This is a genomic window from Desulfobacter sp. (assembly GCF_050177295.1).
In genome coordinates this window covers 1-10933 of the sequence record NZ_JBFXHE010000121.1, presented here as the reverse complement: position 1 = coordinate 10933, position 10933 = coordinate 1, and the positions used below count along the sequence as shown (strand labels likewise).

Genomic DNA, 10933 nt, shown 5'->3' with positions numbered 1-10933 from the left:
CCTTTTACCTGCCCCATGGAACGAACTATATGGCGGCAAACCGTTGTGAAAAAATCGGCTTACGGTTTCTTTTTGTCCGTTTTTTTCTGCTGCTGTGCCTTGTGGGCATTGTCATCCGCTCCTTTGACATCCAGATTCTCCAGGGTCATACGCTTAGGAAAAAAGCTGAAAACACCTATGTCAGACGGATCACCATCCAGGGAGACCGGGGACTGATCCTTGACCGCCATTTAAATAAACTGGGCGCCAGCATTGAGGCTCCCAACATTGCCGCAGACCCCACCCAGATAAAAGATGCCCGGCAGGCGGCAGGTCAGCTGGTAAAAGTCCTTGGCGGCAGCCGGACTGAAATGGAAAAAAAACTTTCCCAGAAACGCCGGTTTGTGCTTCTGGCAAGCCGGGTGGCACCGGCCAAGGCCGACGAGGTAAAAAAGCTGAACATTGCCGGTATCTATACACCGGATAACTCCAAACGGTTTTACCCCAATCGGCGCCTGGCAGCCCAGGTCATTGGATTCACAGGCAAAGATGACCACGGCCTTGAGGGGCTGGAATTCTCATATAATAATTTCCTGAAAGGCCGGACCCTGAAGACCGAAGAATACAGGGACGGCCAGGGCACTGTCTTTGATACGGGGAAAAACAAGCGGGACGGCCTTAAGGGGGACACCATTGTTTTAACCCTGGATAAAAAAATTCAGTATTTCAGTGAGCAGGCCCTTGAACAGGCCGTGAAAGAACACCGGGGAAAATCGGGCATAGCCCTTGTCATGCAGCCCGCCACCGGTGAACTTCTGGCCGTGGCTCATTACCCGGAATTCAATCCGAACAACTATGGTGATTTCAGCCGGGACCGGTACAGAAACAGGGCAATGGCCGACGCCTTTGAGCCCGGTTCCATCATGAAGGTGATCACTGTGGCCTCGGCCATTGAACGGGGCATGTCCGCCACAACCGTTATCAATTGTGAAAAAGGCCGTTACCGCATAGGCAGATCCGTGATCCATGACACCCACCCCCATGAGTACCTGACCCCGGGCCAGATTGTCAAAGTCTCCTCCAACATCGGGGCTGCAAAAATTGCCCAGGATATAGGTCCCAAAGTCATGCACTATTATCTGAATGCCTTTGGATTCGGCACAAAAACCGGAATCAACTGCCCGGCAGAAAGCTCTGGCGTGCTTCTGCCCCTGAACCGCTGGACAAACATTGATGCCGTGGCCATCTCCTTTGGCCAGGGCATTTCAGTGACGGCGCTCCAGCTTGTAAGTGCAGTATCAGCCATCGCCAACGGCGGAAAACTGATGAAGCCCCTGCTGGTTAAAAAGATCCTTTCCAATTCAGGTGAGGTGATCCAGGAAAATGAACCCTGTGTGGTCCGCCAGGTTATTTCTGCCAAAACTGCGGGGATTGTAAAAGAAATGATGGCCACAGTGGTCCAGAAGGAAGGGACAGGGACCATGGCAGCCATCCCCGGCTACCAGGTGTGCGGCAAAACCAGCACAGCCCAGAAAGCAGCCGAAGACAAAAAAGGATACTCCAATTCCAGCTTTACTGCGGCATTTGCAGGCTTTGCCCCCTTTGATAACCCGGCCCTGGCCATTCTGGTGGTGGTGGACGAACCCCAACCCAATCATTACGGCGGCATTGTGGCGGCACCGGCTTTCAAGGATATCATGAGCCGGTCCTTTAACTATCTGAATATTGCCCCCAGCACAGACATGGTGGCGGCATTGCCCCGGGAGAGGTCCCATGCAGTTGACTGAAATCCTGAACACAACTGACGTCGTGCTCACGCCTGACCAGGAACAGGCAGGCATTGGCGGCACCGCCATCACCGATATTACCTGCGATTCCAGGCAGGTGGTACAGGGCGCTTTATTCATCGCCGTAGACGGCCACACCGCAGACGGCCATGATTATATTGCCCAGGCCCTTGACAACGGGGCTGCCGCTGTACTGGCCCAAAAAATCCCCAAAGGGCTGCCCCGGGAACAGGCCCTGCGTATTCTTCTTTCAACGGACACCCGCAAAGATACGGCCATTGCCGCTGCAAATTTTTTCGGTCATCCATCACAAGATCTGGTGCTGGTAGGCATCACCGGGACCAATGGTAAAACCAGCATTACCTGGCTTTTGGAACAGATTTACCAGAGCTGCGGGATCACCTGCGGCGTCATCGGCACGGTAAATATCAGATATCCAGGCACCACCATTGACAACCCTGTCACCACACCGGATGCGGTGTGCCTGCAAAAAACCATGCACAACATGAAACTTGCCGGTGTCACCCATGTCATCATGGAGGTATCCTCCCACAGCCTGGACCAGCACCGGGTGGATGAATGCAATTTTAATGCGGCCGTGTTCACCAACCTCACCCAGGACCATCTGGATTACCATGATGGTCTGGAAGATTATTTTGCCTGCAAGAGAACCCTGTTCACCGGGCATTTGGGCCCCTTTGGGGACGGAACCCGGGGTAAAGCCGTTATCAACATTGACAATGCATATGGCACCCGGCTGGCAGACAGTCTTGATCTGCCCGTGATCCGGGTCAGCGCAGACCATCAGGCCGATATCAGGGCAATTAACGTCACAGACGACATCCATGGTCTGAAAGCCACCCTGGATTTCAGCGGTGTACAGGCAACCATGCACTCAGCACTCACGGGCCGCTTCAACCTGGAAAACATCTTATGTGCGGCAGGCGCGGCTTTAGCCACAGGCATCTGCCCTGAATCCATTGCCAGGGGTATTGCCGGCCTTGAACGGGTGCCGGGCCGGCTTGAAAAACTTTCCTGCGAACTGAACCGGCATATCTTTGTGGATTATGCCCATACACCCGATGCCCTTGAATCCATCCTGAAAACCCTGGCCGGCCGGGCCCCTGCCCGGCTGATCACGGTGTTCGGGTGCGGCGGGGACAGGGACCGTACCAAACGCGGCCCCATGGGAGCCATTGCCTGCAGATACTCGGACATCGCCATTGTCACTTCGGACAACCCGCGAACCGAAGACCCGGACGCCATTGTGGACGAAATCCTAGACGGTATCCGTGCCCAGGGGTTCAATCAGATTGATCCTTGGGGATCAGATGCCGGTAAAAAAGGATATACCCGGATGACTGACAGGGCCAAAGCGTTGGCCCTGGCCGTTCAGATTTCAAAACCCCGGGACATTATCGTGGCCGCAGGAAAAGGCCATGAAACCTACCAGGTCACCCATGCAGGCACCATTCATTTTGACGACAAGGAACACTTAACCCTGGCCTGCACCCAGGCATTGACGCCAAGGCCATGGCATCTTGCGGATCTTTCCTGCGCCCTTGGGTGTGAGGCCGTAACCGTTTCGGGACAAAAAATTGGGGCAGATGCCAGGACAACAGTTTTCAAAGGCATCAGCACCGATTCAAGAACCATCTCCCCGGATATGGTATTTTTGGCTGTGCCAGGGGAGCGTTTTGACGGGCACAGCTTTATTCCGGACCTGGCGGAAAAGGCAATTTCCGCTTTTATTGTCAGGCAGGGTTACTTAGACACCCTTGATTTAAATCAGAAACATCTGATGGACAACAGCCGGATCTGTTTTTTCCAAGTGCCGGACACCCTGGTTGCCCTGGGGCGCCTGGCCCGGTATCACCGAATGCGTTCAAATGCGCGGATTGCCGCCCTGACAGGCTCCAACGGAAAAACATCCACCCGGAAAATGGCCGAAGATATCTTTTCACAACACCATGACACCCTGGCCACCCGGGGGAACCTGAACAATGAAATCGGCCTGCCCCTGACCCTGCTCAGACTGGCAGATATCCATGAATGGGCCGTGGTGGAGATGGGCATGAGCAACCCGGGTGAAATGGCCCGGCTTTCCGCCATTGCCCGGCCCGACCTGGCACTTGTCACCAACACCCATGGTTCGCATATGCAAGGTGTGGGCTCACTGGATAATGTGGCCCGGGCCAAAGCTGAAATTTTTGAAAGCCTGAACCCCGGCGGCACAGCCATTATTTTTGCCGATGACCCACGGCGTGACATCCTTGTCCAGGGGGCAAGGAAAAACGCGGGGACAGCCAAAGTAATGTTTTTCGGCACCCAGCCCAACAGCGATCTCCTTTTGTCAGAAATCAGCTTCACAGACCATGGCATTGCCTTTTCCCTTGCCATGGACGGGAATGCCCGCCAATACACGGTCCCCTCCCCGGCAGCGTTCATGGCTTTTAATGCAGCCGCAGCCGCAGCCCTGGCCAAGGCCGCAGGCATTGATGAAACAGATATCGCCCAGGGGCTTGAAGCCTTTGTCCCGGTCAAGGGCAGAATGGATTTAAAGCATCTTGGCAACGGCCTGCATCTCATTGACGACACTTACAATGCCAACCCCTGTTCCATGGACCAGGCCCTGAACGTCTTAAACCGGATGGCCGGCACGAACCGGGGCATTGCCGTACTCGGAGACATGCTGGAACTGGGAGATCAGACCCAACGGCTTCACCGGCAGGTGGGTCATCTGGTGGCAGCGCTTTCACCGGCAAAGCTTTTGCTCTTCGGCACCCAAGTCGCCCGGATCCGGGAGGGCGCTCTGGAAAAAGGATACCCGGATGCACGCATCGTCATGGGATCCAAACAGGAACTGGGGGAGACCCTTAAAAAATTAACAAAACACGAAACCTGGGTACTGATTAAAGGTTCCAGAGGAATGGCCATGGAAACGCTGATCCCGGTACTTGAAGAAATACCTGCTGAAAGGGCGGACTGATCCAATGTTTTACCAGTTTTTATACCCGCTGCACGAACACTATACCATTTTCAATATTTTCCGGTATATCACCTTCCGCACCATATACGGAGGACTGACCGCCTTTATCATCTGCTTTATTCTCGGCCCCTTTGTGATCCGGCAGCTGCAGGTCATGCATTTCGGCCAGATCATCCAGACCGACGGACCCCAGTCCCATTTAAAAAAACAGGGCACCCCCACCATGGGGGGCATCATGATTTTGTTTTCCATTTTTGTTTCCACCTTTTTATGGGGAAACTTCACCAACCACTATGTGGGGATATTGCTGCTCGCCACGCTGCTTTTCGGTTCCATCGGTTTTATTGACGACTACCTGTCGCTGTTGAAAAAAAGGAATATGGGATTCACGGCCAGGGGAAAATTCCTTCTCCAGATCCTTTCGGGCCTGCTCATCGGTTTTCTGATTTACAACAGCCCGGACTTCAATGCCGTGCTCACGGTACCGTTTTTCAAAAAAGTGGCCATCAATTTAGGCATTTTTTATATCCCCTTTGCCTGCCTGGTCATTGTGGGCACATCCAATGCCGTGAACCTGACCGACGGACTGGACGGGCTGGCCATCGGCCCCTTTATCGTGGCATCGGTGACCTATATGCTGTTTGCCTATGTGGCCGGCCATGCCCAGTTTGCCCAGTATCTGCATGTCCGGCACATTCCCGCAGCCGGGGAAGTCACCGTAATCTGCGGCATCCTGGCAGGTTCCGGCATGGGGTTTTTGTGGTTCAATGCCCATCCGGCCCAGATTTTCATGGGCGACACCGGCTCCATTCCCCTTGGGGCCATCCTGGGCACCATTGCCGTGGTCACCAAACAGGAGATCATGCTGGTGCTGGTGGGCGGGCTTTTTGTCATGGAAGCAGTTTCCGTAATTCTTCAAGTCTCCTATTTTAAAATTACCCACGGCAAGAGAATCTTCAGAATGGCACCGCTGCACCACCATTTTGAATTAAAAGGCTGGCATGAATCCAAGGTGATTGTCCGGTTCTGGATTATTTCCATCTTCCTGGCTGCCCTATCCTTAAGCACATTGAAAATAAGATAAAATGCTCAATTTTCCTGACACATATGAACTGGTTGTGGGCTTAGGGGTCTGCGGGATTTCCATGGCCCGGTTTTTGAATTCCCGGGGCCACTGCGTGGTGGCCACGGACATTGACGGGACAAAGACCAGAGAAGCTGCGTCCTTAAAAGAACTGGGGATTCCGGTAAGAATCGGCAGCCATGGCCAGAAGATGTTTGACAAGGCGTCCGTCATTATTCCAAGCCCCGGCATTCCCTTAGACATGCCGTTTATCAGGTCGGCCAAGGCCAAGGGCGTGCCTGTAAAAGGGGAACTGGATATTTTCGCCCTGTACAACACCACGCCAGTGATCGCAATAACAGGCACCAACGGGAAAACCACCACCACGGAACTTGTGGCAGCCATGCTTGAGGCATCAGGGATTTCCTGCTTTGTGGGCGGAAATATCGGCACCCCCCTGGTGGAATATCTCATGCAGGACAGCCCAAAGGATGTTATTGTCGCCGAAGTCTCTTCCTTCCAGCTTGATCTTACGGATATTTTCAGGCCTGATACGGCGGCCCTTCTCAATATTGCCGAGGATCACCTGGACCGGTATCCGGATTTTGCGGCTTACGCCGATTCAAAATGGTCTGTTTTCAAAAATATGACAGCTCTGGATACTGCCGTGGTTAACACCTCCATCAAAGAGTTTTCAACACGGACTAAAGCCATTTGCGCCGGTATCCTTGAATTTTCATCCGCCTGCCCTGTGACCCGGGGGGCAGGTGTTCACAAGACGGGAATTGATATCCGGACCCAAAAAATCAATGACACCCTTGCCGCGGACACACTGGCCAGGCTTCCCGGCATCCATAACAGGGAAAATGTTGCGGCAGCCGCGCTTGCTGCACTGACTTGCGGTGCTACCATGGCAGGGATCAGGCAGGCCTTAAACGAATTTACCCTGTCAGACCATCGCATCGCTTTTGTCCGGGAGGTTGACGGCGTCCGCTTCTACAACGACTCCAAAGCCACCAACGTGGATGCCGTGTTGCGCGCCCTGGAATCCTTTGAATCCAATGTCGTTCTTATTCTCGGAGGCAGGGAAAAGGGCCTGGATTTTGCCCCCCTGGTGCCTGAAGTAAAAGCCCGGTCCAAGGCGGTTATCGGCATGGGCGAAGCTGCCGGTCATGTGATGGAAACCTTTGAAGGCATCTGCCCCGCATACGCCTGCCCGGACATGATCTGTGCCGTTAACAAGGCGGTTTCCCTTTCAGAAAAAGGCGATGTGGTGCTTTTATCCCCGGCCTGCGCAAGTTTTGATCTCTATGCCAATTATCAGGAACGGGGAAAAGACTTTTCCCGCGTTGTCAACGCGATAATTCCGGGAGAGACGGTCGGTCATGGCTAATACCTTAGGTGCCCGGGAATACATCCCGAATCGTCTCCATCCCTTTTTCAGGGAAAAAACCATTCTTTTCCCGGTGCTCATTCTCACCGGCATCGGCCTGGTCATGGTGTACTCGGCTTCCTGCGCCATTGCCATGGATGAGTATAACACCCTGTTTTATTACCTGAAACGCCAGGCCATATTCCTGTTTGCAAGTCTTTGCATCATGTTTGTCACCGCCTCTTTGCCTTACAAACTTTACAAAAAAATGGCCTATATCATCCTGTTTGCAGCCATCGGCATGCTGGTTGCCGTTCTTATCCCGGCTTTGGGCATTAAGGCCAATAATGCCCGGCGCTGGCTTAATTTCGGGCTGTTCGCATTCCAGCCCGCGGAATTTGCCAAACTTGCCATGATTCTTTTCATGGCCTACTCCCTGTCCAAAAAACAGGAAACAGGAAAACTGCGGGAATTTGCCATTGGTGTTGTACCCCATGCCATGTTGTTCAGCCTCATGGCCGTACTCATCCTGTGCCAGCCCGATTTCGGCACCATCGTGGTCATGGGCATGATCTGCTGGGGAATGATGTTTACTGCGGGCGTACCTTTACTATACCTGCTCACCCCGTTGCCGCTGATTATACCTGTGGTGGCATACTTTCTGGTTTTCAAGGTCAGTTACCGGCTTGAGCGGATCATCGGATTCCTGCACCCCTGGGATGATCCCCTTGGCAACGGGTTCCAGCTCACCAACTCCCTTAAGGCCTTTGGGTCGGGCGGCCTGTTCGGCAAGGGTATCGGGCTTTCCATGCAAAAAATGCACTTTCTGCCCGAACCCCATACGGATTTTATCTTTTCCATAATCGGCGAGGAACTCGGCCTTATCGGGGTGACAGCCATCCTGGTGCTTTACGGACTCATCCTTCACACCGGTACCCGCATTGCCCGGCAGGCAGATACCTTTTTCGGGGCCGTGACAGCCACGGGCATCACCTTGTACCTTGGATTTCAGGTCATCATCAACACGGGCGTGACCTTAGGCGTACTGCCCACCAAAGGTCTGACCCTGCCCTTTATTTCCTACGGCGGGACATCCCTGATCATCAATCTGGCAGCCATGGGAATTTTAATGAACATAGGAGCGTCGGCAAACCATGGCAGCAAATAATCAGGCAGCAAATAAACATGTCATCATCGCCGGCGGAAAAACAGGGGGCCATCTTTTCCCGGGCATTGCCGTGGCCCAGGCCCTGATGGAAAAAGACCCAACCACCAAAATCCTTTTTGTGGGCACCCGCGCACCCTTTGAAACAGACACCCTTGCCCGGTACGGATTTGCCCATAAATCAATTATCGCACGCCCCATTAAAGGGAAAAACATATTTGCCAAGACCTGGTCAGCCAGCCTTGTGGGCATCAGCCTGGTCCAGGCCCTGGCCATCATCATTATGTTCAGGGCCGATTTCATCCTGGGCGTAGGCGGATTTTCATCCTTTGCCCTGGTTCTGGCCGGGCGTATCCTTTTCAGGAACACGGCCATCCATGAGCAGAATGCCTTTCCCGGCATGACCAACCGCATGCTGGCAAAAATTGCCCGGACCCGGTTTATCTCCTTTAAAGAAACCAGGGGCATGCCGGAAAATGACACCACATTTCTGGTGGGCAACCCTGTACGCCGCCCTTTACCCACGCCTCTGGAAAAGGAGAACACAGATGAAAGTGTGCTTAACCGGATAAACCCGGATGATTTTCTCATTCTCGTCACCGGCGGCAGCCAAGGGGCAGCCTCCATCAACGAGGCATTCACGGATGCCGTGGCAATGATGGAAGATACGCACCGGCTTTTCATCATCCACCAGACCGGGAAAAACGCCGAGGCACAGATACAGCAATTTTACAGGGCCAGGGAAATCCGGCACCGGGCCGCAGCCTTTTTCTACGATATGCCTGCCATCCAGGACCGGGCAGACCTGGTCATCAGCCGGGCCGGGGCGGGCACGGTGTCAGAGCTGTGCATCAAGGGGAAACCCGCCATCCTGGTCCCCTACCCCCATGCGGCAGACGACCACCAGACCGCAAACGCCAGGTACCTGGCTGACCAGGGCGCCTGCATCATGTTTGCGGACAAAGACCTGACAGGTGAAACCTTATTGGCAGCCATTGAGGACCTGCAACACAATACAGATAAAAGATTTGAAATGGCGGACACCATGACGGCCCTTGCCATGCCCCACGGGGCAGACCTCATTGCCAGGCACATTCTGGAGACGGATGTTTCAAAAAGGAATGAAAATGTACCAGCATGATTACCACATACATTTTGTAGGCATCGGCGGCATCGGCATGAGCGGCATTGCCGAACTACTGTTAAATCTTGGCTACACCATATCCGGGTCCGATCTCAAGCTCTCCCACATCACGGACCGTCTCAAGGCCAAAGGGGCCGTGATTTACAAGGGCCATGCCAAGGAAAACATCAAGGATGTCAACGTGGTGGTGACCTCTTCGGCCATTGCCTCCCAGAACCCGGAGGTGATCAAGGCAAAAGAACTGGGCTGTCCCATCATCCCCCGGGCTGAAATGCTGGCCGAGCTCATGCGCATCAAATACGCCATTGCCGTGGCAGGGGCCCATGGAAAAACCTCCACCACAGCCATGATCTCCCAGATCCTGAACACCGCCGGACTTGATCCCACAGTCATCATCGGCGGCCTGCTCCAGGGGCTTGACACCAATGCCCTGCACGGTTCCGGCGAATTTATTGTAGCCGAGGCCGATGAAAGCGACGGATCATTCCTTAAATATGCCCCCTCCATTGCCGCTGTGACCAACATTGACCTGGAACATCTTGATTTTTATAAAGATATTGAAGAGATAAAAGACAATTTTGTCCGGTTCATCAACTCCGTTCCTTTTTACGGCCTTGCCATCCTGTGCCTGGACAATCCCCATATCCAGGACATTCTGCCCAGGATCACGGTGCGGCACATCACCTACGGCCTGACAGCCCAGTCCGGACTGCAGGCACGACACATCCGGTTTGAAAACGGTAAATCCCTGTTCAATGTATTCAAGGGACAACAGGATCTGGGCCAAATCCTTTTAAACATCGGGGGCCAGCACAATATTCTCAATGCCATGGCCGGCATTGCCACGGGCCTGGAGCTGAACATCCCCTTTGACATCATCAAAAAGGCATTGGAAGAGATCAAGGGCGTCAAACGCCGCCTGGAAATCAAGGGAGACGCCAAGGGCATCACAGTGATGGATGACTACGGCCATCACCCCACAGAGATCAAGGCCACATTGACAGCGGTCAGGGAAAGCTATCCGGACAAACGGATTATTGTGGCGTTCCAGCCCCACAGATACACAAGAACAAAGGCGTTGTTCCAGGAGTTCACCCGGGCTTTTTATCAGTCTGACATACTCATGGTGCTGCCCATCTACCCAGCTTCGGAAGCCCCCATTGAAGGCGTGGATTCGGAAAAACTTGTGGCAGGTATAAAGGCCCACGGACACAAGGATGCCTGCTTTGCCCCGGATTTCACCCAGGCCTTGTCCATCCTCACCCATAAGGCAAAACCGGGGGATATGGTGCTTACCCTGGGGGCCGGCGATGTATACACCCTTGGGGAAATACTGGTGGAGATTTTGTAACCCATGGGCAAAAGCTGCGACATAAAAAAAATATTCGCTCCCTTTGCGCCTGAAATGCACAAGGCCATGGACCGGTACACCAG

General features: G+C 53.7%; 7 protein-coding genes. All 7 read left to right on the top strand.

Annotated elements, in window-relative coordinates; all coding sequences use genetic code 11:
* Window positions 1–1766 (top strand): peptidoglycan D,D-transpeptidase FtsI family protein (locus AB7U36_RS10485; protein WP_428159728.1); only part of this gene is annotated, 1766 nt, incomplete at its 5' end.
* Window positions 1753–4755 carry a UDP-N-acetylmuramoyl-L-alanyl-D-glutamate--2,6-diaminopimelate ligase gene (locus AB7U36_RS10480; protein WP_428159727.1) on the top strand — a complete coding sequence of 1001 codons (3003 nt, stop codon included), beginning with the start codon at window positions 1753–1755 and terminating at the stop codon, window positions 4753–4755. The genes AB7U36_RS10485 and AB7U36_RS10480, both read left to right, overlap by 14 nt.
* 4 nt (window positions 4756–4759) lie before the next feature.
* Window positions 4760–5839 (top strand): phospho-N-acetylmuramoyl-pentapeptide-transferase, encoded by a 1080-nt coding sequence (gene mraY / locus AB7U36_RS10475; protein WP_428159726.1) that lies wholly within the window; start codon window positions 4760–4762, stop codon window positions 5837–5839.
* A gap of 1 nt (window position 5840) precedes the next feature.
* Entirely contained in the window at window positions 5841–7211 is a 1371-nt protein-coding gene (murD, locus tag AB7U36_RS10470) for a UDP-N-acetylmuramoyl-L-alanine--D-glutamate ligase (RefSeq protein WP_428159725.1), read from the top strand.
* Window positions 7204–8358, top strand: coding sequence for a putative lipid II flippase FtsW (gene ftsW, locus AB7U36_RS10465; protein ID WP_428159724.1), 1155 nt, complete (start codon window positions 7204–7206; stop codon window positions 8356–8358). The genes murD and ftsW overlap by 8 nt, the downstream gene beginning before the upstream one ends.
* Window positions 8345–9496 carry an undecaprenyldiphospho-muramoylpentapeptide beta-N-acetylglucosaminyltransferase gene (gene murG / locus AB7U36_RS10460; protein ID WP_428159723.1) on the top strand — a complete coding sequence of 384 codons (1152 nt, stop codon included), beginning with the start codon at window positions 8345–8347 and terminating at the stop codon, window positions 9494–9496. The genes ftsW and murG overlap by 14 nt, the downstream gene beginning before the upstream one ends.
* The gene (gene murC / locus AB7U36_RS10455) at window positions 9483–10850 is read left to right on the top strand and encodes a UDP-N-acetylmuramate--L-alanine ligase (protein WP_428159722.1); all 1368 of its coding nucleotides are present in this window, start codon (window positions 9483–9485) and stop codon (window positions 10848–10850) included. Before murG ends, murC begins: the two co-directional genes overlap by 14 nt.
* The last annotated feature ends 83 nt before the right edge of the window (window positions 10851–10933 follow it).